This window comes from Amycolatopsis sp. WQ 127309 (genome assembly GCF_023023025.1).
In the GTDB taxonomy this organism is placed as follows: Bacteria; Actinomycetota; Actinomycetes; order Mycobacteriales; family Pseudonocardiaceae; genus Amycolatopsis.
In genome coordinates this window covers 5150308-5171344 of the sequence record NZ_CP095481.1, presented here as the reverse complement: position 1 = coordinate 5171344, position 21037 = coordinate 5150308, and the positions used below count along the sequence as shown (strand labels likewise).

Sequence of the window (21037 nt, the reverse complement as noted above, 5' to 3'; positions counted from 1 at the left end):
ATGCACCGGACTCTCCCGCGGCCGCGTACAGCTTTTGTACAAAACCCGGTCAGGCCAGGGTGATCTCGGCTTCGAAGGGCCGGGTGAGGTGGAGCTGCCCGGCTTCGCTCTTGGCGATGGGTTCGTACTCGCCGCGTTGGAGTTCGAAGAGGGTCGCGGTGTCCGGCTCGCCCGGCTCGACCAGCAGGTAGAACGGGATCAGGGCTTCGGCGTAAATGGCCCGCTTGAGGATCCGGTCCTGCACCTTGGTCGACGGCGACACGATCTCCGCCGCGAGGAGGACATCGCTCGCCGCGAAGGCCACGGTGTCGACCGCGGTGCAGGTCAGGATCACCAGATCGGGGATCAGCAGTCGCTGGCCCCCGAAGCGCACGTTCACGCCCGGTAGTAGCTCGGTGTCCTCGGGCAGCGCGGGCACGAAGGCGAACTGCAGTTTCTGCAGGAGCCGTTGGTGCACCGAGGTCGGCGCGGGGCTCACGAGGAGTGCCCCGTCCACGAGCTCGATCCGCTGGAGTGAGGTCTGATCCTCCGGCAGTGCGAGGACTTCGTCGACCGTCCAGCCGTCGGGGTGCGGTGGGATGCTGAGCCCGGAATCGGGTTCAGTCGGTGCTGCCATCGCGCTTCACCTCCGCTCGCGCCGATCGCCGTCGGTCTGCTCCAGTGTGGCATGTCCGCTCGGTCCCCTCGTTGTGGATCATCACACGGGGAGTATGCGGATCACCACCGACAGTTCTGAGCCGGGTGATGGCGTCACGAGGATGCGACAGCCAGTTCCGATGCGCCGCTGTAGAGCTTGATCTTGAACTGGATGTGCTCCTGGTGCTCGCGCAGCCGGTCGATCTGGGCCTCGACGCGGGCCTCGTGGTCGCGTAGGACCTCCAGGCGCTCGTCCTGCGTCGCGTCGCCCGAGCGCAGCAGTTCCACGAAGCGCAGCATCTCCGCGACCGGCATGCCCGTGTACCGCAGGCAGCGCAGGAGCTGCAGGAACTCCACGTCGTGGTCGGTGAACGTGCGGCGGCCGCCCGCGGTGCGGCCGACGTGGTGCAGCAGGCCGATGCGCTCGTAGTACCGCAAGGTGTCGATGGTGAAGCCGGTCTTTTCGGTCACCTGGGCCGGGGTGTAGGACGTCACCGGTCCAGGGTGGCACCTGGAGTGCGCTCCAGGTCAAGCCGTGGCGACGGCCCGGCGCACCCCGTCGGCCAGCTCCGCGGACAGCCGGTGCACTCCCGAAGGGCCGTCCGCCGCCGCCGTGACCAGGGCCGAGCCCACGATCACCGCGTCCGCGAACGCCGCCACCTCGGCCGCCTGGTCGCCCGAGCGCACGCCGAGGCCGACGCCGATCGGGAGCTTCGTGTGCGCCCGCGTGCGGCGCACCAGCTCCTCCGCGCCCGCGCCGACCTGGTCACGCGCGCCCGTCACGCCCATCACCGCGGTCGCGTAGATGAAGCCCGAGGCCGCGTCCACCGTGCGGGCGAGCCGCTCCTCCGACGACGACGGCGCCACCAGGAAGGTCCGGTCGAGGCCGTGGGCCTTCGACGCGGTCATCCACTCGCCGGCTTCGTCCGGGATCAGGTCCGGGGTGATCAGGCCGAGCCCGCCCGCCGCCGCGAGGTCGCGCGCGAAGCGGTCGACGCCGTAGCGGTGCACCGGGTTCCAGTACGTCATGACGACCGCGCGGCCGCCGCGGGCCGAGATCGACTCGACGACCTCGAAGACGTGCTTGAGGCGGAAGCCGTTGTCCAGCGCGGTCACCGACGCGGCCTGGATGGTCGGACCGTCCATCACCGGGTCGGAGTACGGGACGCCGACCTCGATGAGGTCCGCGCCGCCGTCGATCGTCGCCGCGATCAGGTCCTTCGAGGCCTCGACGGTCGGGAAGCCGGCCGGCAGGTACCCGATCAGGGCGCCGCGGCCCTCCGCGCGCGTCGTGGCGAAGAGGTCGTCGAGCCCGCTCACTTGTCCACCAACCCGAACCACTTCGCCGCTGTGTCCATGTCCTTGTCGCCGCGGCCGGACAGGTTGACCACGATCAAGCCCTCCGGGCCGAGCTCGCGCCCCAGGTCCAGGGCGCCGGCCAGCGCGTGCGCCGACTCGATCGCCGGGATGATGCCCTCGGTGCGCGAGAGCAGCATGAACGCGTCCATCGCCTGGGCGTCGGTGATCGGGCGGTACTCGGCGCGGCCGGTGTCCTTCAGCCACGCGTGCTCCGGGCCGACGCCCGGGTAGTCCAGCCCGGCCGAGATCGAGTGCGACTCGACCGTCTGGCCGTCGTCGTCCTGCAGCAGGTACGTCATCGCGCCGTGCAGGGTGCCCGGGGTGCCCTTGGTGAGGGTCGCGCCGTGGCGGTTGCCGTCGATGCCCTCGCCGCCCGGCTCCAGGCCGACCAGCCGCACGGACGGGTCGTCGTAGAAGCCCGAGAAGATGCCGATCGCGTTCGACCCGCCGCCGACGCAGGCCGCGACTACGTCGGGCAGGCGGCCGGCCTGCTCGAGGATCTGCGCGCGGGCCTCGGTGCCGATGATGTGGTGGAAGTTGCGGACCATCGTCGGGAACGGGGCCGGGCCGGCCGCCGTGCCGAACAGGTAGTGCGTACTGTCCGCGTTGGTCACCCAGTCGCGCAGCGCCTCGTTGATGGCGTCCTTCAGCGTCCGCGAACCGGTCTTGACCGGGATGACCTCGGCGCCGAGCAGCCGCATGCGGGCCACGTTCAGCGCCTGGCGCTCGGTGTCGACCTCGCCCATGTAGACGACGCAGTCGAGGTCGAGCAGCGCGCACGCGGTGGCCGTGGCGACGCCGTGCTGACCCGCGCCGGTCTCGGCGATGACGCGCTTCTTGCCCATGCGCTTGGTGAGCAGCGCCTGGCCCAGCACGTTGTTGATCTTGTGCGAGCCGGTGTGGTTCAGGTCTTCGCGCTTGAGGAACACGCGCGCGCCGCCCGCGTGCTCGCCGAAGCGCTTGGCCTCGGTGAGCAGCGACGGGCGGCCGGCGTAATCGCGGAGCAGGCGGTTGAACTCGTTCAGGAACTCGGGGTCGTGCCGGGCCTTCTCGTACTCGGTGGCGACCTCGTCGACGACGCCGATCAGCGCCTCCGGCATGAACCGGCCGCCGTACGGGCCGTAGTAGCCGCGCTCGTCCGGGTCGTGTTCGGCGTTTTGCTCGTTGGTCACCGCGACGGCCTCGGGCACGCGGGGTGCGATCCGGCGGTGACCAGCTTGACCAGGGCGCCCTTCGGGTCGCCCGAGGCGACGAGGCCTTCGCCGACCAGCACCGCGTCGGCGCCGTGCCCGGCGTAGGACATCAGGTCGCCCGGCCCGCGGACGCCCGACTCGGCAACCTTGTAGACGTCCATCGGCAGGCCGGGGGCCAGCCGCGAGAAGACGTCGCGGTCCACCTCGAGGGTGTGCAGGTTGCGCGCGTTGACGCCGATGACCTTGGCGCCCGCCTCGAGGGCCCGGTCGGCCTCCTCGGCGTTGTGGATCTCCACCAGCGCGGTCATGCCCAGCGACTCGACGCGGTCGAGCAGCGCGGCGAGCGCGTTCTGCTCCAGCGCGGCGACGATCAGCAGCACCATGTCGGCGCCGTGCAGCCGGGCCTCGTGCACCTGGTACGGGCTGACGACGAAGTCCTTGCGCAGCACCGGGATGTCCACGGCCGCGCGGACGGCGTCGAGGTCGGCCAGCGAGCCGCCGAAGCGGCGCTGCTCGGTGAGCACGCTGATCACCCGCGCGCCGCCGTCCTGGTAGTCCTTGGCCAGCGCGGCGGGGTCGGGGATGTCGGCCAGGTCGCCCTTGGACGGGCTGCGGCGCTTCACCTCGGCGATCACGCCGATGCCGGACTCGCGCAGCGCGGTCATCACGTCGCGGGGCGGCTGCGCGGCGGCCGCGCGGATCTTCAGCTGGTCGAACGGCAGCGCGGATTCCCGCACGGCGAGGTCTTCCCGCACGCCGGCGACGATCTCTTCGAGCACGCTCACCGGGCGCCCCCGCCCGGGCTCGTGGTCACGGTTTCACTCGCAAGGTCGCTCACAAAAACCTTCCCCTTCCCGCCGAAACGATGCTAACCCCCGCATCCGAAGAGCCCGGTTCCGGGTGTGCGCGTTACTCCGAATGCCGTCCGCCACCCTCCGTGGGATCCTCGCCCTCCGACAGCGCTTCCCACAACTCGGCGTCCGGATCACGCACCTTCTTCCGGGTGGCCGGGGCCGCGTACTTCGCGCCGAGCCGGGCACCGCGCCCGGCACCCTTGATCGCTGCCAACCCGCCGGCGGCGACCAGAATTCCCCCCAGCACGGCCAGGCCGCGCCCGAGCAGTAGCTGCGTCACCGGCAGCCCGTCGGCCCAGCCGGTGAACCGGACCCCCGCCACACCGGCCCACACGGCCGCCACACCGGCCAGCGCCAGCACGACGCCCAGGACGCGCCGGGCCCAGCCGCCGGTGGCGATCAGGCCGGCCACCCCGGCGAGCGCGAGCAGCGCCAGCGGCACGAGCGCCGTCGCGCGCTGTTCGCCGGTCTCGCGGTAGAGGACCGTGCCGCGGACGCCGCCGTCGCGGAACTCGGCGTACCAGGTCAGCTTGGACGCGCCCCACAGCGCGAGCGCGCCCAGCAGCAGCGCGACCACCATCATCCACAGTGGACGCCGGGACGGCCGCGCCGTCGCGGTTTCGGGGTCCGCCACCTCCGGCTCAGACACGAGCGGCGTCCGCGGCCGGGTCGAGCTTGCCCGCCGGCACCATGGTCTGGGCCGCGGCGACCGCGGACAGCACGGTCCGCGCCTTGTTCAGCGACTCGGTGTCCTCGTAGTCGGCCACCGAGTCGGCGACCACCCCGCCCCCGGCCTGGACGTGCGCGATCCCGTCCTTCATCAGCGCGGTGCGGATCGCGATCGCCGTGTCGGCGTCCCCGGCGAAGTCGAGGTAGCCGACGACGCCGCCGTACAGCGCGCGGCGCACCGGCTCCAGCTCCTCGATCAGCTCCATCGCGCGGACCTTCGGGGCGCCGGACAGCGTCCCGGCCGGGAAGCACGCGGTGACCGCGTCGAAGGCCGTCTTGCCCTCGGCCAGCTCGCCGGTGACGGTGGAGACGATGTGCATGACGTGGCTGTAGCGCTCGATCTGGAAGAAGTCGACGACGCGCACGGTGCCCGGCTTGCAGACCTTGCCCAGGTCGTTGCGGCCGAGGTCGACGAGCATCAGGTGCTCGGCGCGCTCCTTCTCGTCGGCCAGCAGGTCCTTGGCCAGCTGCGCGTCCTCCTCGGGGTCGGCGCCGCGCCAGCGGGTGCCCGCGATCGGGTGCGTGGTCGCCTTGCCGTCCCGCACGGTGACCAGGGACTCGGGGCTGGAGCCGACGATGTCGAAGCCGTCGAGCCGCAGCAGGTACATGTACGGGCTGGGGTTGGACGTGCGCAGCACGCGGTAGACGTCGAGCGCGTCGGCGCCGGTTTCGATCTCGAACCGTTGCGAGGGCACGACCTGGAACGCTTCGCCGGCCTTGATCGCCTCGACGGCCTTGTCGACCGCGGCGTGGAAGTCCTCCTTGGACCGCTTCCGGGTGAACTCCGGCTCGGGCCGGTCGAACGCGGCGACGGTGGCGGGCGCGGGCACCTGCAGCTGCTCGGTCATCGCGCCCAGCCGGGCGACGGCGTCGTCGTAGGCCGCGTCCACGCGCTCGGGCGAGTCGTCCCAGTTGACGGCGTTCGCGATGAGCGTGACCGTGCCCTCGTGGTGGTCGAACGCGGCCAGGTCGGTGGCCAGGAGCATGGTCAGCTCGGGGATGTCGAGGTCGCGCTCGGCCAGCTCGGGCAGCTTTTCGAGCCAGCGGACGGCGTCGTAGCCGATGTAGCCGACCATCCCGCCGGTGAGCGGCGGCAGGCCGGGCAGGGCCTCGGTGTGCAGCGCCTCGATGGTCTCGCGCAGCACGGTCAGGGGGTTGCCCTCGGTCGGCAGGCCGACCGGCGGGGTGCCGGTCCAGACCGCTTCGCCGTCGCGGACGGTGAGCGCGGCGGGGCTGCGGACGCCGATGAACGACCAGCGCGTCCAGGAGGCGCCGTTCTCCGCGGACTCGAACAGGAAGGTGCCCGGCCGGTCGGCGGCGAGCTTGCGGTACACCCCGATCGGCGTCTCGCCGTCGGCGAGCACCCGGCGCACGACCGGGATCACGCGGCGGCTCTCGGCGAGGGCGCGGAAGTCCTCGCGGGACGGGCTGACCGAGCCGGGGCCGGTGGAACCGGCGTAAGCGCTGACCATGGAACTCATTGTGCCGCCCCGTGTGAACCGGGCCGCGCGGGGTCCCGAATTCAGCAAATGTTGAATTCAGGATCGCGGATGAGTCATGATGGGGCGGTGAGCACCACCGACAACCCCGAGACTACGGCGCGCCGCCGCGGCCGCCGGCCCGCGGGCCAGGACACGCGCACGGCCCTGATCGACGCCGCGCGGTCGGTGTTCGCCGAGAACGGCTACGACGGCGCGACCGTCCGCGCGATCGCCACCCGCGCCGGCGTCGACGCCGCGATGGTCAACCACTGGTTCGGCAGCAAGGAGGGCCTGTTCGCCCGCGCGGTGCTCGAGCTGCCGTTCGACCCCCTGGAGCTGCTGGAAACCCTGCGCGACGGCCCCGACGAGGAGTTCGGCGAGCGGATCGTCCGCACGTTCCTCACCCGGTGGGACAGCGCGGGCGGCGGCGTGTTCGTGGCGCTCATCCGCAGCGTCGCCGGCCACGAGCAGGCGGGCCAGGTCCTGCGAGACTTCTTCCGGAAGTTCTTCACGCACGTGCTCTCGTCGGTCGGCTCCGACCAGATCCCCTTGCGCACCACGCTCTGCGCGTCCCAGCTGGTGGGCATGGGCATGATCCGCTACGTGGCGAAGTTCGAGCCGCTGGCCGCGGCGGACGTCGAAACGCTGGTGGCCGCGGTGGCGCCGAACGTGCAGCGCTACATCAGCGGCGACATCGGCTAGGGCACGCGCCGGCCCATCTCGGCGCGCGACGTCCGGCCGAACGCCGGGACCGCGTACGGCCGGCGCAGGTCGCCGCGGGAGAAGAGGACGACCATGTCCGGGCCCGCGCCGCCGACCCACGCCGGTCGAGCGGGCTGGTGCCACAGGTACGTGCTGCCGTGGCACGACATCGAGGCCCGCAGCTCGGCCCGGCTGCCGTCGCGGTACTCGACGAGCAGGTCCGGCAGGTGCCGTCCCCGGCGGACCGGGTAGTCGGGCCGCACGGTGACCGCAGCCGGCCGCCAGCCGGTCCGCAGCACCGCCCGGTGCCGCCGTCGCCACCGAAGGGATGCGGCCAGGCTCACGCCGGCGAACGTCAGCACGACCAGGCCGAGGATCCAGAACAAGGCCGACACCCGGCCGTCCAGGCGGTCCTCCAGCAGCGTGCGCGCCCTGGCCGGGTTCGCGGGGTCGTAGATCACCGTGAGCGTCCCGCCCACGATGTAGCGCCGTCCCGACGTCACCGGGATGGTGGCGTAGCCCGGTTCACCCCGCACGTCGTAGGAGACGCGGATCGCCTGCTCTCCCGTGTGGTCGTCGAACCACAGCACCTTCCCGGTCACGTGGACGCCGTCGCGCAGGAGCGCGCGGGCGGGGTACTCGTACACGACCAAGCCGGCGAACACGCCTCCGGCGGCGACCAGCAGGAGCAGCGCGATGGCCAGCGCGCCTGCCGTGCACCGGCAGCCTGGCGATCTGGGCGGCCGGATCCGGCGGTGCCCCGTCCGGTGCGGTTTCGTCCTCTTCCGGCAGCCAAGCCGCGTCTTCCCCCACCGGCCCAGATTACGCGGACGGCGGCCGCCGCCGCGGCGATATCGCGCGCGCGGGGACGGCAAGCGCCCGCTTGCGCAGCGGCGGGTCCGGGAACAGCACGACCATGGCCCGGCCCCAGCCGCCGACCCACGCCTCGCGGTTCCGCCGGCCCTGGAACCCGGTGGCGCCGTGCGTCGAGGAGACAGCCCGCAGCACCACGCGGGAGCCGTCGCCGTAGCGGACGTGGAGGTCCGGCAGGTGCCGTCCTTTGCGGACCGGGTAGTCGGGCACGACGCGCACCTCGGCGACGCGCCAGCCGGTGTGCCGGACGGCGCGGTACCGCCGCCACCAGCCCGCGGCGGCCACCAGCGACCAGGGCACCGCGACGCAGGCGAGCAGCGCCGGCACCACGAGGATCCCCAGGAGGCCCTGGTCGTCGTTGGGTTCCTCCACCGTCCGGACGTGCGCGGGGTCGGCCCGGTCGTACACCACCGTCACCGCTTCGCCGACCACGTACGCGCGTTCGGTGTCCCGGACGATCTCCGCGGTCCGGGACACGCCGCCTGCCGGGTAGCGCACCCGCATCGACGAGGCGCCGCTGCCGTGTCTCGTGTCGTGGACGCTCACCACCTCGCCCGGGGTGCGGGCCCCCGTCGCCAGGAGGTGCTCGGCCGCGTCGTCCACCAGCGTGAGCCCGGTGGTCGCGGCGGCCAGCACGCCGAACCAGAGCAGCGCGATCCCTGCCGCCCGCACGCCCAGGCCGCGCAGCCGGCGGGTTTCGGCCGCGAAGCGCTCCTCGTCGTCGAGCGGCACCGCCGGCGAGAGCCAGCTGCCGGTGCCCATCCGCGTGAGCACGGCGCCGGTCCGGTGGTCGCCGGCGCGGATCCGGAAGACAGCGAAGCCGGCCAGCGCCCCGGAACCGGCGAGCACGCCGAAATCGGCGGCGAGCTCGCCGTCGTCGAGGCGGTAACCCGGGTCGAGGACCGAGTAGGCGGTGCCGATCACGAAGACCACGAACACCAGCGCCCCCACCGCACCGGCGATCACCCAGGCCGCTCTGCGCCGCGTGAGCCGTCGCAGCACGACCGCGTAGTCCCGTTCCGGATCCATCCGCCGAATGTAGGGCGGAAACCCTTGTGCCGGACGGGTTCGGGAGGTACCCGACACGCGGGCAACCGAACGCGGCGCCCGCGCGTGCAAGCGGTCATGGACCGCGTCCGGCCGCTCAGGTTTCGGGCGTCCAGCGGTAGGTCCGGGCCTTCGCCGCGAACACGCGGGGCCGCGTCCACCACGGCGGCCGCGGCAGCACCAGCAGGACCATGGCCGAGCCGTGGCCGCCGACGAGCGCGGGCAGGCCGGGCAGCTCGGACAACGCCCGGACGGTCCACGTGCCGTCGACCATCCGCAGGTCGATCCGGCTGCCGTCGGCGAACCGCACCGCCACCACGGGACCCGGCGGTTCCATCCCCACGTGGCCGATCGTCGCGGTCGCCTCGCGCCAGCCCGTGACGCGCACCGCGCGGTAGCGGCGCCGCCACCGCACCAGGTTGCCCACGCAGCTCGCGACACCGATCGCACCCACGAGGAAGAGCACGGCGCCGGCCCCGACGCTCGCGAGCCCCACCGGCGCGGCCCCCAGCAGCATCGCGGCCGACAGCACCACGAAGAACGCCGAGCGGTCGCTCTGCTCGCGCACCAGCCGGGTGTACTCCGGCCCGCCCGCGGCCCGGGCCCCGCGCCGCCCGGGCCGCGGCAGCGAGTCCGCGATCTTCCGCCGTCGCTCCAGTCCCATTCCCGGAATGTAGAACGGAAAGCCACGGTTCGGCGGGATTCGGGAGACAGCCGACACCCGGGCAACCGGACGTCGCGCCCGGGCGTGCAAGGGAGCAGGGCTTCAGCTTCGTGCCGTCGGACGGGCGCCCGGCTTCGGCTCGAGTGACCTGACCGGGACCGCGTAGGGGCCGTTGCGGAACAGGCCGCGCGGGAACAGCACCACCATCGAGCGGTCCGCCCCGCCGAAGCGCACCGGGGTGCCCGGGAAGTCCGTCATGTTCGCGGCACCGTGCGTCGAACTGAGCGACTGGGTGCGGATCCGGGTGTCGTCGTCGAGGGTCAGGATGACGGTGCACGGGCCGCTGCCGTGGGTCACCGTGGCCGTCGCCGGACGCCAGCCGGACGCCGTCACCGCGCGATGACGGCGTCGCCAGCTGACCGCGGCCGCGACCGAGAACCCGAACCCCATCAGGGCGAAGACGATGATCACCAGCGGCGTGGCCGCGGCGATTTCGGGTGGCGAATCGGTGTCGGACCGCGTCAGGACCACGGCGGCCCCGACCCCCGCCGCCACGGTGACGACGGCCCAGAGCACCGCGAGCCCGGTCGCGCGGAGGCCGAGCGCGCGCACGCGGGTGGTCTGGACGTCGAGGTCGACGTCGTCCCAGCCCGGCGGCACCACACCCGTGGCCGCCGCGTACCGGCGGCCGAGCCGGCGGGCCCAGCCCGCGCACAACGCCGACAGCGCCGCGAAGGGCACCACCAGCGGCATGTACGGCTCGCCCGCCACCAGCGCCAGGACCAGCGCGGCGACCGCGACGAGCCCCACCAGCACACTTGCGGCGACCAGCGCCGCCCTCCCCCGCCGCAGCCCCATGGCCGCCCCCTTCCCCAGGGGACGGAGCGTAGACCGGACGGTGGTTACCTGGCCAGCAGCAGCGCGATCAGCGTCAGCACGCCCGGCACCACCTGCACGAACAGGATCCGCTTGTTCGCCGTCGCCGCGCCGTAGATGCCGGCGATGATCACGCAGACGATGCCGTAGAGCTTCAGCTGGTAGCCCGTGGGGTCGGTGGCGATCAGGCCCCAGACCAGCGCGAGGGCCAGGAAACCGTTGTACAGCCCCTGGTTCGCGGCCAGCGGCGCGCTCTCCTTGGCGAACTCCTCGGTGGTCCCGAACGCCGCGCGTCCGCGCGGGGTGGTCCAGAGGAACATCTCCAGGACGACGATGTAGACGTGGATCAGGGCGACCAGCCCGACCAGGATGTCGGCGGCGATCTTCACGCGGTGTGCTCTTTCTCGTCGGCCAGGAGCAGGCGCTCCCCGGTGTCGAAACAGGTGTGGGTGCCGGTGTGGCAGGCGGGGCCGGTCTGGTCGACGCGCAGCAGGACGGTGTCGCCGTCGCAGTCGATGCGGACCTCGCGGACGTGCTGGTAGTGCCCGGACGTCTCGCCCTTGACCCACAGCTTCTGCCGGCTGCGGGAGAAGTACGTGCCCCGGCGGGTGGACAGGGTCGCCGCGAGGGCGTCGTCGTTCATCCAGGCCATCATCAGCACGTCCGAGGTGGCGTGTTCGACGACGACCGCGGCGATCAGGCCGTCGGCGTTGCGCTTGAGGCGCGCCGAGACGCCCGCGTCGAGGTTCATGCTCCGGCTCCCAGCAGGTGCCGCTTGAGCGGCATGGAGTTCAACAGGACGAACGCGTAGCCGTAGCCGAAGAAGGACAGGCCGGAGAACACCTTGTTGAACCACAGTTCGGCGCCCAGCAGCAGGAACGCGTGCAGCAGGGCGAACACCACGGTGACGACCAGGCCGCCGATCCGGGCGCTGCCCATCTTCACCGCCAGCCCGGTGGTCACGACACCGCCGAGGATCAGGGCGAGCGCGGGCGTCCGGTAGATGGCCAGGCTCGAGCCCGCGCTCAGCACGGGGATCAGGTCGAGCAGGGCCCACGCCACCGGCAGGCCGATCAGCAGGGCGGCGACGACCTTGACCTCGACGGGTGCGCGCCAGGACTTCATCGGACCTCCACCCCGCCGTCGCGCAGCGCGGTCTTGACCTCGCCGATCTTCAACTGTCCGAAGTGGAACACGCTGGCGGCGAGCACCGCGTCCGCACCGGAACGCACCGCGGGCAGGAAGTGCTCCAGGGCCCCCGCTCCCCCGCTGGCGATCACCGGCACCCGCACGGCCTTGCGGACCAGGTCGATCAGCTCGAGGTCGAAGCCGTTCTTGGTGCCGTCGGCGTCCATCGAGTTCAGCAGGATCTCGCCGACGCCGAGCTCCTCACCGCGCGCGGCCCACTCGACGGCGTCGACGCCGGTGCCGCGGCGCCCGCCGTGGGTGGTGACCTCGAAGCCGGACGGCGTCGCTTCGCCGCCTTCGGGCACGCGGCGCGCGTCGACCGACAGCACGATGCACTGGGCGCCGAACCGGCGCGAGGCCTCGTGGAGGAACTCCGGCCGGGCGATCGCGGCGGTGTTGATGCTCACCTTGTCCGCGCCGGTGCGCAGCAGCCGGTTGACGTCGTCGTTGCTGCGGACGCCGCCGCCGACGGTCAGCGGGATGAACACCTGCTCGGCGGTCCGGCGGACGACGTCGTAGGTGGTCTCGCGGTCGCCCGAGGACGCCGTGACGTCGAGGAACGTCAGTTCGTCGGCGCCCTCGGCGTCATAACGCCGGGCCAGCTCGACGGGATCGCCGGCGTCGCGGAGGCCGGCGAAGTTGACGCCCTTCACGACCCGGCCCGCGTCGACGTCGAGACAGGGGATCACCCGCACCGCGACAGACATGACCGCAAGCGTAGTCAAGGGCGTTCTAAGCTCGGGCAATGGCACAGGCGGGGCGGCGGCCGGGGCGGACGGAGACGCGGGAGAAGATCCTCGACGCGGCCCGGCACCGGTTCGCGGAGCTGGGGTACGACGGCGCGACGGTCCGCGGGATCGCCGCCGACGCCGGGGTGAACGCGGCACTGCTGCACCACTTCTTCGGCAGCAAGCAGCAGCTTTTCGCGGCGTCGATGAACCTGCCGGTGAACCCGGCTTCACTGGTCCCGGCGATCCTCACGGGTCCGCGCTCGGGCGTGGGCGAACGGCTGGTGCGCGCCTTCCTGGCGCTCTGGGCCGCGCCGGAGGGGCGGACGCCGTTCCTCGCGATGCTGCGCGCCGCGGCGACGAACGAGCAGGTCGCGCTCATGATGCGCCAGTTCATCGAGCGCACGGTGCTGGCCGAGGTCGCCAAGGCGCTCGACGTGCCGCCGGTGCGCGTCACCGGGATCGCCGCGCAGATGATCGGCGTCGCACTGCTGCGCTACGTGATCAAACTCCCCCCGCTGGCCGACGCGGACGACGAGGAGCTGGTCGCCCTGCTCGCCCCGGTCGCGCAGTACTACCTCGACCCGGCACCCGGCGGTCAGGGCCCGGCCACCCGATCCGGCTAGCTCGCCTCGGGTGCGCGGACTGCTCCCGGCGGCCGACCGTGAGGGTTCCGCCCCTCCTGGACACCCACGACCGCCGTCGTCACCAGACGAAGATCCGCGGCATGCTCACCCGTGGTGGTGGCGCGATCCGGGGTACCCGGGCGATCTCCGGGGGCACCCGGAACGTGTCCGGCGGGGTGTAGCCGTGCAGGCCGTAGTCGCGCGTTCCGTAGCTGCCCAGGCCGTAGTCGTACGGGTACCGCAGGCTGTAGTACTCCGGCGGTGGCAGCCGCAGTGCCTCGATGTCCGGCAGGGTGAGCTTCAGCTTGCCTGACGGGTCGTACTCCGGCGGTGGCCGCCGCGCCTCGATCACCTCCGTGACCTTCCGGTCCAGCTGGACCGGGGCGTCCCGCAGCGCCGAGACGGTCGTGGCGAACGTGCGCGCCAGGTCCTCCGCGCGCGGCGTGGCGTGCGCGACCGGCTTGGCGATGTCCGTCTGCCGGACCAGGTCCGCGGCCTCGCGGTCGACCGCCGCGCCGAGGTCCTGCGGGGCGCGCAGCACCAGCTCGGCCAGGCGGTCGTACGCCCGGGCGAGCCGGTCTTGCAGGCCCCTGTCCGCCGCCTCGACGAACGCCTGCACCAGCGGGTCCAGGAACGGGACGGCGTCCGTCACCGGTTTCGTGAGCGCCGCGATCCGTTCGGTGGCCACCTTTTCGACCTGCAGCGTCACCTTCTTCCGGCTGTCGGCGACCAGGTCGATGCCCGGCTCGGCCGGCCGCGCGTCGACGACCGCCCGCGCGGCTTCGACCTGCTCCGGCGTCACCTCGCCGGGCGTCGCCCGGCCGGTGGCCTCGACCCGCAGCTCCGGCCCGATCCCCGCGGCCTTCTCCTCGCTCACGGTCTCCGCGCGGACGGCGTCGTCGACCGCGGGCAGGCTCACGTCGTACGGCTTGGCGCTCGCGGCGCTGCTCCGCGCGGTGTCGAGCAGGTTCGGCAGCTGCGTGGCCCGCGCGGCGAGCGCGTCCCGGTAGGACTGCGGGAACGCCGCCTGGACCTTGTCGTAGAGCTTGCCGGCGACGCGTTCGGTCAGGCCCGCCTCGAGCTTCTTCGTCACCTCGGCGTAGCCCTGCTGCGCCACCTTGAACTTCACCTGCAGGTCCGTGGCCGGCACGCCCACCTGCATGCCGAACAGCGTCAGCGCGGCGAGCGTGGCCAGGCCGGCGGCCGCCGGGCCGCTGTACTTCGTGTAGAAGTCCGCGGCCCGCCCCAGCCCGGCTGCGGTCCGCCCGCGCCACGGCCCGGCGTCCCGGCGGGCGAGCAGCAGGCAGGTCAGCAGGTAGACGCCGATCAGCACGGCGAACACCGAGAACTCGCTCAGTTTCAGGTGGTCCGAGAAGAACCGCGACACCGTCTCGAAGAACCGCTGCAGTGAGATCAGCCAGCCGACGCCCGACGTGTCGCCGAACCACCGCAGGTACGCCGACAGCAGGAAGTACGCCGTCGCCGCCACGCCGATGGGCACGAGGTAGAGCACCCCGAACGAAGCCAGGTGGTACCGGAACCCCGGGCCCTCCCGCACCTGCTCGGCCGTGAACCGCCGCGTGTAGCCGCGGCCGAACCGCACCAGCCCCCAGATCACGCCCACGACCAGCGCGAACGGGCCGGCCACGAACGCCGCCACGAGCACCGCCGAGACGGCCAGAGCCGCCCGCTGCTTCCCCGCCGTCATCTCCCCCTCCGATCTGTCCGGTTCAGGAAAGCACGGCCCACCGACAGGTTTTCCGAGGCGATCCCCGGCACCGCCGACGGCTGGGAACGCAGCGGAGCCGACACTCACCCGGACTCGTGAACGACCGCGACGCAGCCAGACCGAACCGCCCGTCATCTACCGCTCGGTGACGGACAAGGCTCGCGAACTGGGCCGAACCGGTGAACTCCGTCACGAAAGAAACTTCCCGGCCGCGTGCATCAACTCGGCCGTCCCGGACGTCCATGAAGGTGACAGGCGGGCGAAGGGACGTACGTGGGCTTCGAAGAGTTCGTGGCGGAGCGGCTGGACGGGCTGCTCCGCTACGCGACCGTCCTGACGAACGACCCGCACCTCGCGCAGGACATCGTCCAGGACGTCCTGCTGCGCGCGCAGCAGCGCTGGGACGGCATCGACGCCCCGCCGACGTACGTCCGCAAGATGGTCACCAACGAGTACCTGTCGTGGCGCCGCCGGGCCGTGCGGCGGATGGTGCCGAGCAGCCACGAGGTCCTCGACGCGCTGTCCCCGCCCGGAGCCGACCCCGCCACCGCCTACGACGAGCGGGACGCGATGCTCGCCCTGCTCGCCACGCTCCCCCGCAAGCAGCGCGCCGCGGTCGTGCTGCGCTACTACGAGGACTACTCGGACGCCGAGATCGCCGCCGTCCTGCGGTGCGGCACCTCCACCGTGCGCAGCCAGATCTCCCGTGCCCTGACCACCCTCCGGGAAGCACCCCACCCCGCGCCCCTGACCACCGGAGCCCCCGAATGACCCGCAGCGACCACGAGACCGAGACGCTGATCCGGGAGAGCCTCGACCGCCTCGCCGCCCGCGCGCCGGACGGCCACGCGGTCCGGGACGCGCTCGCGGACGCCCGGCGCCGTCGCCCGGTCGCGCGGCTGACGCTGGTGGCCGCCGCCGTGGTGCTGCTGGTGGCCGGGGTCTTCGTCGGCACGCAGGTGCTCACGAGGACGCCGGACCTCGAGCCGGCGGCGGGCCGCCCGGTGCTCGGCTACACCCCCGGCTGGCTGCCCGACGGCTTCACCGAGCAGCACCGCGAGGGCGGCCCGGGCCTTGCTCCGCAGGTCCGCCGGTGGTTCGCCGGGCCGGCGGAGATCACGCTCTCGGCGTATTCGACGGCCGACCCCGAGTGGTCGGGGCCCGTGCCGAAGATCGCGTCGGCCCAGGACCAGACCATCGTGCACGGCCGGATCGCCATGATCACCGGCGACACCAGCACCGCCGCCCTGCTCACCTGGACCGCCGACGCCGGCCACGTGCTCACCGCCCGGGTCGGCGGGGTGCCGGACGCCCGCGCGGTCGCTCAGCGGATCGCCGAGTCGGTCGACGCGACCCCGGTCGGCGTCCGCGGCGAGCTGCGGTTCGGGCCGCTGCCGGCCGGGCTCACCGAACGCTCGGCCGCCGTCCGGGGCACCGGCCCGGACGACGCGAGCACCGAGCTGACGGCGGCCGACCCGGCCCGCCCGTCGGTCCCGGCCGTGACGGCCGCCGTCGGCGCCGGCTCGCCCGGGATCGGCGGCGCCGCGAGCATTTCCGTACGCGGCGGCCCCGGGTTCTACTCGGCGCCGAAGCCCGGCGAAGCCGCACTGGTCGCGGTCCGGCTGCCGTCCGGGCGCTGGCTGACGGTGACCGGACCGCAGCCGGAGGCCGTGCTGGTCGCCGTCGCGGACGGCGTCCAGCTCGACCCTTCGCCCGACTACCGCTGGCTCGGGCGGCCTACCAGCTGACCGTCGGGAACCAGATGATCCCGAGCCGGCCGAGCACGCGCACGTCCCAGTAGAGCAGCGTGAACGTGCCGCCGACGAGCAGCGCCGCGCCCGTCACGGCGGCGATGCGGCCCGGCTTCGCGGCCAGCCAGCGCTGCACGCGCCCGCCCGTCGCGTGCGTCAGGATCAGGAACAGCACGCCCATGATCACGATGTTGCCGAGCGACTGCAGGGCGAACGCGGCGGCGCCGTAGAAGACGTTGTGCTGCTCGGCGGCGCTGCGGAACATGATCCGGAACAGCGGGTAGGGCCGGCCGATGAGGAACCCGCCGATCAGCGCGCCCATCAGGACCAGCGGTGCGGCCGGGTGCCGCCGGGTCAGCGCGCCGATCGGGTTGCCGATCACGCCCACCGAAGCCAGGCCCAGCACCAGGAACACCAGGCCGACGACGCCGAAGGCGACCATCGACTGGATGCTGCGCGGCGTCAGCCCGGTGGCCGGCGCGGTGTCGAACTGCGGCATCCGGGTGCCGACGAGCGCGACGATCACGCCGTAGACGATCGACACGGTGAGCATGCCCGCCGCGATCCAGCCGAGCGGCTTGAGCGTCGTCGCGAACCGCCGTTTCCCGCCCGCCTCGCCGCCGACCAGCGGCGCGACCGCGCCGAACGCGGCGATGTTGCAGGCGGTGAACGAGCCGGCGAGCCCGGAGACGAACGCGAACAGCGTCCCGGCCAGCACACCGCCGATCGGGGTGGCCTTCGCGTCGTAGCCGAGCAGCGTGTTGGCGACGCTGTCGCCGATGACGGAGTCGACGAACGGTGCCGACCAGAGCGCCGTCAACGCGAACCCGGCGAGGACCGCGATGACCACGACCCGCGCCCGGTGCTCGGGATACGGGCCCGAGCCGAAGAAACCCGCTTGCGGATGAACCGGAACCTGCTGTGTGACCGCCATCTACACCCTCCAGTGTGCGGGAAAAACCCAGCCCACGAAGCGTTGCAAATATTCCATTGAAGCGCTTCCGCCGAACTGCGCCTCTGGGTTGGGCCGGAAGCGTGCTTGACGCCGTGACCTCGGCGAGCGCAGAATTAATCGCATGACTAATTCTGCCGTCGAGGTCACCGGCCTGCGGGTCCGCCGCGGCGGACGGCCGGTGGTGCGCGACGTGAGCTTCGCGGTCCCGCGCGGTGTGGTCACCGGGCTGCTCGGCCCGAGCGGCTGCGGCAAGACGACGCTGCTGCGCGCGATCGTCGGCGTGCAGCTCGTCGAGAGCGGCACCGTCACCGTGCTGGGCCTGCCCGCGGGCAGCCCGCCGCTGCGGCGCCGGATCGGCTACGCGACGCAGAACCCGGCGATCTACGCGGACCTGACCGTCCGCGAGGCGCTGCGTTACTTCGCCGCGGTGCTGCGCGCCCCGGTGTCCGATGTGGACCGGGTCATCGGCGAGGTCGGCCTGGGCGACCACGCCGGAAAGCTCGTCGGCTCCCTGTCGGGCGGGCAGCACAACCGCGCGAACCTCGCCGTCGCGCTGCTCGGCCGGCCCGAGCTGCTGGTGCTCGACGAGCCGACCGTCGGGCTCGACCCGGTGCTGCGCGACGAGCTGTGGGCGCTGTTCCGCCGGCTCGCCGAAGGCGGCGCCACGCTGCTGGTGTCCAGCCACGTCATGGACGAAGCGGCGCGCTGCGACCGGCTCCTGCTGATGCGCGAGGGCGTCCTGCTGGCCGACGACGCGCCGGCGGAGCTGCGACGGCGCACCGGCGCCGCCGACCTCGAGCAGGCGTTCCTGCGGCTCGTGCGGGTCGCGTCGTGAACCCCGCGCTGACGCTCGCCACCACGCGGCGCATCCTGACCCAGCTGCGGCACGACCCGCGCACCGTCGTGATGCTGGTCCTGGTGCCGACGCTGCTGATGATCCTGCTGCGGTTCGTGTTCAACTCGACGCTGGTGTTCAGCCACGTCGCGCCCGCGCTGCTCGGCGTCTTCCCGTTCCTGATCATGTTCCTGATCGCGTCGATCACGACGCTGCGCGAGCGGACGACGGCCACCCTGGAGCGGCTGATGACGCTCCCCCTCGGCCGGCTCGACCTGCTTTTCGGCTACGCGCTGGCGTTCGGCGTGCTCGCCGTCGTCCAGGTGGCGCTCGCGACGGCCGTCTCGCTGTCGTGGCTGGGCCTCGACCTGGCGGGCCCGGTCGCGCTGCTGCTGGTGATCGCCGTCCTCGACGCGCTGCTCGGGATGGCGCTCGGGCTGTTCGTCAGCGCGTTCGCGCGCACGGAGTTCCAGGCCATCCAGTTCATGCCGGTGTTCGTGCTGCCGCAGATCCTGCTGTGCGGCCTGATCGCGGCGCGCGAGGACATGAGCCGGCCGCTGCGGTGGCTGTCCGACGTGATGCCGCTGTCCTACGCGGTCGAGGCGCTGAACCGGGTCACGGCTTCGCCGACGGTGGACGCGGTGATCCTGCGGAACCTGGCGGTCGTCGCCGGCTGCGCGCTGCTGGCGCTGGTCCTCGGCGCGGCGACGCTGCGGCGCCGGACGCCCTGACTACCGTGGACGCATGGCATCCGAAACGGATCGGCTCGCGGCCGAGCGCTACGTCGTCCTGACCACGTTCCGCAAGGACGGCCGCGCCGTGCCGACCCCGATCTGGGTCGCCGGCGACGCGGGCGAGCTCGTCTTCAACTCGGTCCGGGACGTGGGCAAGGTCAAGCGGATCCGCAACAGCGGCCGCGTCGAGGTCCAGGCCTGCGACCTGCGCGGCAAGAAGACGCACGGCGCGGTGGCGAGCGGCCAGGCCCGGCTGCTGGACCTCGAGGAGACCAAGCGGGCCCAGCAGGTGATCGGGCGCAAGTACGGCGTCGTCGGGCGGGTGTCGATGTTCTTCTCGAAGCTGCGCGGCCCGGCCGACCGGACGGTCGGGATCGCCGTCAAGCTGAGCGAGTGAAGCCCCGGAACCCCCGCCGCAGGTAGTTCGGCAGGGCGTTCGGGTGATCGAGGGTCGAGGTGTGCAGCCAGACCCGGCGCGCGTCCGGCACCGTCCACGCGGCCGCGACGACGAGCGTGAGCGCGTACCCGCCGAGCCCCTTCCCGACGAACTCGGGCAGCAGCCCGAACGTCGTGATCTCGACGTCGTCGCCGGGCTGCGGCTCGAAGTCGGCGGCGCCGGCGATCTCCCCGCGGTACTCGACCAGGCGGTAGCGCCGGTGCGGCTCGGCGAGCCAGCGCGCCCAGTCGCCGTCGGTCCGGGACGCGCTCGGCCAGCGGTAGGGCGTCCCGATCCGGACGTGCAGCTCGCGGATGAGCGGCGAGGCCTCGACGGTCCGCAGGGTCACCCCGTCGACCGGCGGCGCCGGGGTGAGCTGGTCGGCCGCGGTCATCTCGAGCTGGGTGACGATCTCCTCCACCGCGGCAACCTAGTGGTTCGGCGTGGTCCTGTCAGCCGCTTTTCGGCGTCAACCGGCCGCACGCAGCGCCGCCGCCATGGCCGCCGAGTCGTGGTCCGGCCCGCAGCCTTCGACGATGACCAGGTCACCCGGGATGTGGTCGGCGCGCAGCCGCAGGATCGCCTGGTAGGCGGGCGAGTCGTACCACTCGCGAGCCACCGCGGCGCTCGGGAACTCGATCACCACGAGCGCGCCGGGCCACTCGCCTTCGAGCACCTGGACGTCGGCGCCGTGCACGACGAACCTGCCGCCGTACGGGTCGAGCGTGGCCTGGATGCGTTCGAGGTACCGGTAGACGTCCTCCGGCAGCACGGCGGGCGGACGCAGGTGCGCGATTCCGTAGGCGGTCATGGTGGTCCTTTCGTTGTCCTGAAAGGAATCCTGCCCGCCCGCGCGCACCGCGTCGATTACCCCGGGGGTAATCCTCAGACCTTCGCGACCGCCGCCAGCGCCTCGGGCAGCGTGAACGCCCCCGCGTACAGCGCCTTGCCGACGATCGAGCCCTCGACGCCGTCGGACTCCAGGCCGGCCAGCGCGACCAGGTCGTCCACACTGGACACGCCGCCGGACGCGATGACCGGGGCGTCGGTGCGGGCGACGACCTCGCGCAGCAGGTCCAGGTTCGGGCCCTTCAACGTGCCGTCCTTGCTCACGTCCGTCACGACGTAGCGGGACGCGCCGTCGCGGTCGAGGCGGTCCAGGACCTCCCACAGGTCGCCGCCGTCGGACGTCCAGCCGCGGGCCGAAAGCCGGTGGCCGGCCTCGGTGATGCGCACGTCGAGGCCGATCGCGACGCGGTCGCCGTACTCGCCGATCACACGCGCGGTCCACTCGGGATCCTCGAGCGCGGCGGTGCCGAGGTTGACGCGGCGGGCGCCGGTGGCCAGCGCGGCCTTCAGCGAGGCGTCGTCGCGGATGCCGCCGGAGAGCTCGACCCGCACGTCGAGCCGGCCGACGACCTCGGCGAGCAGCTCGCGGTTGCTGCCCTTGCCGAACGCGGCGTCGAGGTCGACCAGGTGGATCCACTCGGCACCGTCGCGCTGCCAGGCCAGCGCGGCCTCCAGCGGGCTGCCATAGGAGGTCTCGGTGCCGGCCTCGCCCTGGACGAGTCGCACGGCCTGGCCATCGGCCACATCAACGGCGGGAAGCAGCGTGAAAGTCACGCCGTAACTCTAGGGCGC

The 21037-nt window shown here is 72.7% G+C and carries 27 protein-coding genes; 7 read left to right on the top strand and 20 right to left on the bottom strand.

Going from position 1 to position 21037, the window contains the following annotated elements:
* Positions 1-49 precede the first annotated feature (49 nt).
* The 7 genes from MUY22_RS24450 to MUY22_RS24420 all read right to left on the bottom strand — a co-directional run bounded on the left by MUY22_RS24450 (position 50) and on the right by MUY22_RS24420 (position 6243).
* A complete protein-coding gene (locus MUY22_RS24450; protein WP_247062907.1) occupies positions 50-616 on the bottom strand; it encodes a Uma2 family endonuclease in 567 nt (188 codons plus the stop codon).
* Positions 617-750: 134 nt separating this feature from the next.
* The gene (locus tag MUY22_RS24445) at positions 751-1131 is read right to left on the bottom strand and encodes a MerR family transcriptional regulator (protein ID WP_247062906.1); all 381 of its coding nucleotides are present in this window, start codon (positions 1129-1131) and stop codon (positions 751-753) included.
* A 33-nt stretch (positions 1132-1164) separates the two neighbouring features.
* Complete coding sequence (gene trpA, locus MUY22_RS24440; RefSeq protein ID WP_247062904.1) at positions 1165-1956, bottom strand: tryptophan synthase subunit alpha; 792 nt, start codon at positions 1954-1956, stop codon at positions 1165-1167.
* The gene (trpB, locus tag MUY22_RS24435; RefSeq protein WP_247062899.1) at positions 1953-3185 is read right to left on the bottom strand and encodes a tryptophan synthase subunit beta; all 1233 of its coding nucleotides are present in this window, start codon (positions 3183-3185) and stop codon (positions 1953-1955) included. Before trpB ends, trpA begins: the two co-directional genes overlap by 4 nt.
* Positions 3164-3973 carry an indole-3-glycerol phosphate synthase TrpC gene (gene trpC, locus MUY22_RS24430; RefSeq protein ID WP_247062897.1) on the bottom strand — a complete coding sequence of 270 codons (810 nt, stop codon included), beginning with the start codon at positions 3971-3973 and terminating at the stop codon, positions 3164-3166. Before trpC ends, trpB begins: the two co-directional genes overlap by 22 nt.
* A gap of 124 nt (positions 3974-4097) precedes the next feature.
* Positions 4098-4625, bottom strand: a complete 528-nt coding sequence (locus tag MUY22_RS24425; RefSeq protein ID WP_247064095.1) for a Trp biosynthesis-associated membrane protein — start codon at positions 4623-4625, stop codon at positions 4098-4100.
* 58 nt (positions 4626-4683) lie between these two features.
* Entirely contained in the window at positions 4684-6243 is a 1560-nt protein-coding gene (locus tag MUY22_RS24420) for an anthranilate synthase component I (protein WP_247062895.1), read from the bottom strand.
* 78 nt (positions 6244-6321) lie between these two features.
* Between MUY22_RS24420 and MUY22_RS24415 the strand changes: the two genes are divergently transcribed.
* Positions 6322-6954, top strand: coding sequence for a TetR/AcrR family transcriptional regulator (locus MUY22_RS24415; RefSeq protein ID WP_247062893.1), 633 nt, complete (start codon positions 6322-6324; stop codon positions 6952-6954).
* Here MUY22_RS24415 and MUY22_RS24410 read toward each other — a convergent pair.
* The 8 genes from MUY22_RS24410 to hisF all read right to left on the bottom strand — a co-directional run bounded on the left by MUY22_RS24410 (position 6951) and on the right by hisF (position 12309).
* Positions 6951-7829: a DUF3592 domain-containing protein gene (locus tag MUY22_RS24410; RefSeq protein ID WP_371827639.1), complete on the bottom strand. Its 879-nt coding sequence runs from the start codon at positions 7827-7829 to the stop codon at positions 6951-6953. The two genes, MUY22_RS24415 and MUY22_RS24410, sit on opposite strands and share 4 nt — an antisense overlap.
* Positions 7777-8856 carry a DUF3592 domain-containing protein gene (locus tag MUY22_RS24405; protein WP_247062885.1) on the bottom strand — a complete coding sequence of 360 codons (1080 nt, stop codon included), beginning with the start codon at positions 8854-8856 and terminating at the stop codon, positions 7777-7779. Before MUY22_RS24405 ends, MUY22_RS24410 begins: the two co-directional genes overlap by 53 nt.
* Before the next feature lie 115 nt (positions 8857-8971).
* Positions 8972-9538 carry a hypothetical protein gene (locus tag MUY22_RS24400; protein WP_247062883.1) on the bottom strand — a complete coding sequence of 189 codons (567 nt, stop codon included), beginning with the start codon at positions 9536-9538 and terminating at the stop codon, positions 8972-8974.
* Between the two features lie 102 nt (positions 9539-9640).
* Entirely contained in the window at positions 9641-10396 is a 756-nt protein-coding gene (locus MUY22_RS24395; protein ID WP_247062882.1) for a hypothetical protein, read from the bottom strand.
* Between the two features lie 44 nt (positions 10397-10440).
* On the bottom strand, positions 10441-10803 hold the full coding sequence (locus MUY22_RS24390) for a DUF1304 domain-containing protein (protein ID WP_247062881.1): 363 nt from the start codon (positions 10801-10803) through the stop codon (positions 10441-10443).
* Positions 10800-11165, bottom strand: coding sequence for a phosphoribosyl-AMP cyclohydrolase (gene hisI / locus MUY22_RS24385; protein WP_247062880.1), 366 nt, complete (start codon positions 11163-11165; stop codon positions 10800-10802). The genes MUY22_RS24390 and hisI overlap by 4 nt, the downstream gene beginning before the upstream one ends.
* Positions 11162-11539, bottom strand: a complete 378-nt coding sequence (locus MUY22_RS24380; protein WP_247062879.1) for a hypothetical protein — start codon at positions 11537-11539, stop codon at positions 11162-11164. Before MUY22_RS24380 ends, hisI begins: the two co-directional genes overlap by 4 nt.
* Entirely contained in the window at positions 11536-12309 is a 774-nt protein-coding gene (gene hisF / locus MUY22_RS24375) for an imidazole glycerol phosphate synthase subunit HisF (protein ID WP_247062877.1), read from the bottom strand. The genes MUY22_RS24380 and hisF overlap by 4 nt, the downstream gene beginning before the upstream one ends.
* Before the next feature lie 38 nt (positions 12310-12347).
* On the opposite strand from hisF, the gene MUY22_RS24370 reads away from it, so the two are divergent.
* On the top strand, positions 12348-12956 hold the full coding sequence (locus MUY22_RS24370) for a TetR/AcrR family transcriptional regulator (RefSeq protein WP_247062876.1): 609 nt from the start codon (positions 12348-12350) through the stop codon (positions 12954-12956).
* 79 nt (positions 12957-13035) lie between these two features.
* Here MUY22_RS24370 and MUY22_RS24365 read toward each other — a convergent pair whose 3' ends face one another.
* A complete protein-coding gene (locus tag MUY22_RS24365) occupies positions 13036-14664 on the bottom strand; it encodes a hypothetical protein (protein WP_247062874.1) in 1629 nt (542 codons plus the stop codon).
* 294 nt (positions 14665-14958) lie between these two features.
* On the opposite strand from MUY22_RS24365, the gene MUY22_RS24360 reads away from it, so the two are divergent.
* Complete coding sequence (locus tag MUY22_RS24360) at positions 14959-15456, top strand: SigE family RNA polymerase sigma factor (protein WP_247062872.1); 498 nt, start codon at positions 14959-14961, stop codon at positions 15454-15456.
* Positions 15453-16433 carry a hypothetical protein gene (locus MUY22_RS24355; RefSeq protein ID WP_247062870.1) on the top strand — a complete coding sequence of 327 codons (981 nt, stop codon included), beginning with the start codon at positions 15453-15455 and terminating at the stop codon, positions 16431-16433. The genes MUY22_RS24360 and MUY22_RS24355 overlap by 4 nt, the downstream gene beginning before the upstream one ends.
* Here the strand turns inward: MUY22_RS24355 and MUY22_RS24350 are convergent.
* Positions 16423-17370: a hypothetical protein gene (locus tag MUY22_RS24350; protein WP_247062868.1), complete on the bottom strand. Its 948-nt coding sequence runs from the start codon at positions 17368-17370 to the stop codon at positions 16423-16425. The genes MUY22_RS24355 and MUY22_RS24350 overlap by 11 nt on opposite strands.
* A 142-nt stretch (positions 17371-17512) precedes the next feature.
* Here MUY22_RS24350 and MUY22_RS24345 point away from each other — a divergent pair, with 142 nt between their 5' ends.
* The 3 genes from MUY22_RS24345 to MUY22_RS24335 are packed head-to-tail and all read left to right on the top strand — an operon-like array spanning position 17513 to position 19357.
* On the top strand, positions 17513-18226 hold the full coding sequence (locus tag MUY22_RS24345) for an ABC transporter ATP-binding protein (protein ID WP_247062866.1): 714 nt from the start codon (positions 17513-17515) through the stop codon (positions 18224-18226).
* Positions 18223-18957, top strand: a complete 735-nt coding sequence (locus tag MUY22_RS24340) for an ABC transporter permease (RefSeq protein WP_247062864.1) — start codon at positions 18223-18225, stop codon at positions 18955-18957. The genes MUY22_RS24345 and MUY22_RS24340 overlap by 4 nt, the downstream gene beginning before the upstream one ends.
* A gap of 13 nt (positions 18958-18970) precedes the next feature.
* A complete protein-coding gene (locus MUY22_RS24335) occupies positions 18971-19357 on the top strand; it encodes a PPOX class F420-dependent oxidoreductase (RefSeq protein WP_247062863.1) in 387 nt (128 codons plus the stop codon).
* On the opposite strand, the gene MUY22_RS24330 is transcribed toward MUY22_RS24335, so the two are convergent.
* The 3 genes from MUY22_RS24330 to priA all read right to left on the bottom strand — a co-directional run bounded on the left by MUY22_RS24330 (position 19341) and on the right by priA (position 21019).
* Positions 19341-19817, bottom strand: a complete 477-nt coding sequence (locus MUY22_RS24330) for a GNAT family N-acetyltransferase (protein ID WP_247062861.1) — start codon at positions 19815-19817, stop codon at positions 19341-19343. The two genes, MUY22_RS24335 and MUY22_RS24330, sit on opposite strands and share 17 nt — an antisense overlap.
* Positions 19818-19865: 48 nt before the next feature.
* Positions 19866-20207 carry a DUF1330 domain-containing protein gene (locus MUY22_RS24325; protein ID WP_247062859.1) on the bottom strand — a complete coding sequence of 114 codons (342 nt, stop codon included), beginning with the start codon at positions 20205-20207 and terminating at the stop codon, positions 19866-19868.
* 74 nt (positions 20208-20281) lie between these two features.
* Entirely contained in the window at positions 20282-21019 is a 738-nt protein-coding gene (gene priA, locus MUY22_RS24320; RefSeq protein WP_247062858.1) for a bifunctional 1-(5-phosphoribosyl)-5-((5-phosphoribosylamino)methylideneamino)imidazole-4-carboxamide isomerase/phosphoribosylanthranilate isomerase PriA, read from the bottom strand.
* Positions 21020-21037: the final 18 nt, after the last annotated feature.

Coding starts and splice junctions, on each gene's coding strand:
- MUY22_RS24380 (WP_247062879.1), bottom strand. CDS start 11,539: ATGAAGTCCTGGCGCGCACCCGTCGAGGTCAAGGTCGTCGCCGCCCTG.
- MUY22_RS24415 (WP_247062893.1), top strand. CDS start 6,322: ATGAGTCATGATGGGGCGGTGAGCACCACCGACAACCCCGAGACTACG.
- MUY22_RS24345 (WP_247062866.1), top strand. CDS start 17,513: ATGACTAATTCTGCCGTCGAGGTCACCGGCCTGCGGGTCCGCCGCGGC.
- MUY22_RS24450 (WP_247062907.1), bottom strand. CDS start 616: ATGGCAGCACCGACTGAACCCGATTCCGGGCTCAGCATCCCACCGCAC.
- MUY22_RS24365 (WP_247062874.1), bottom strand. CDS start 14,664: ATGACGGCGGGGAAGCAGCGGGCGGCTCTGGCCGTCTCGGCGGTGCTC.
- MUY22_RS24405 (WP_247062885.1), bottom strand. CDS start 8,856: ATGGATCCGGAACGGGACTACGCGGTCGTGCTGCGACGGCTCACGCGG.
- MUY22_RS24370 (WP_247062876.1), top strand. CDS start 12,348: ATGGCACAGGCGGGGCGGCGGCCGGGGCGGACGGAGACGCGGGAGAAG.
- MUY22_RS24325 (WP_247062859.1), bottom strand. CDS start 20,207: ATGACCGCCTACGGAATCGCGCACCTGCGTCCGCCCGCCGTGCTGCCG.
- MUY22_RS24425 (WP_247064095.1), bottom strand. CDS start 4,625: ATGATGGTGGTCGCGCTGCTGCTGGGCGCGCTCGCGCTGTGGGGCGCG.
- MUY22_RS24400 (WP_247062883.1), bottom strand. CDS start 9,538: ATGGGACTGGAGCGACGGCGGAAGATCGCGGACTCGCTGCCGCGGCCC.
- MUY22_RS24350 (WP_247062868.1), bottom strand. CDS start 17,370: ATGGCGGTCACACAGCAGGTTCCGGTTCATCCGCAAGCGGGTTTCTTC.
- hisF (WP_247062877.1), bottom strand. CDS start 12,309: ATGTCTGTCGCGGTGCGGGTGATCCCCTGTCTCGACGTCGACGCGGGC.
- MUY22_RS24420 (WP_247062895.1), bottom strand. CDS start 6,243: ATGGTCAGCGCTTACGCCGGTTCCACCGGCCCCGGCTCGGTCAGCCCG.
- MUY22_RS24335 (WP_247062863.1), top strand. CDS start 18,971: ATGGCATCCGAAACGGATCGGCTCGCGGCCGAGCGCTACGTCGTCCTG.
- MUY22_RS24395 (WP_247062882.1), bottom strand. CDS start 10,396: ATGGGGCTGCGGCGGGGGAGGGCGGCGCTGGTCGCCGCAAGTGTGCTG.
- hisI (WP_247062880.1), bottom strand. CDS start 11,165: ATGAACCTCGACGCGGGCGTCTCGGCGCGCCTCAAGCGCAACGCCGAC.
- MUY22_RS24355 (WP_247062870.1), top strand. CDS start 15,453: ATGACCCGCAGCGACCACGAGACCGAGACGCTGATCCGGGAGAGCCTC.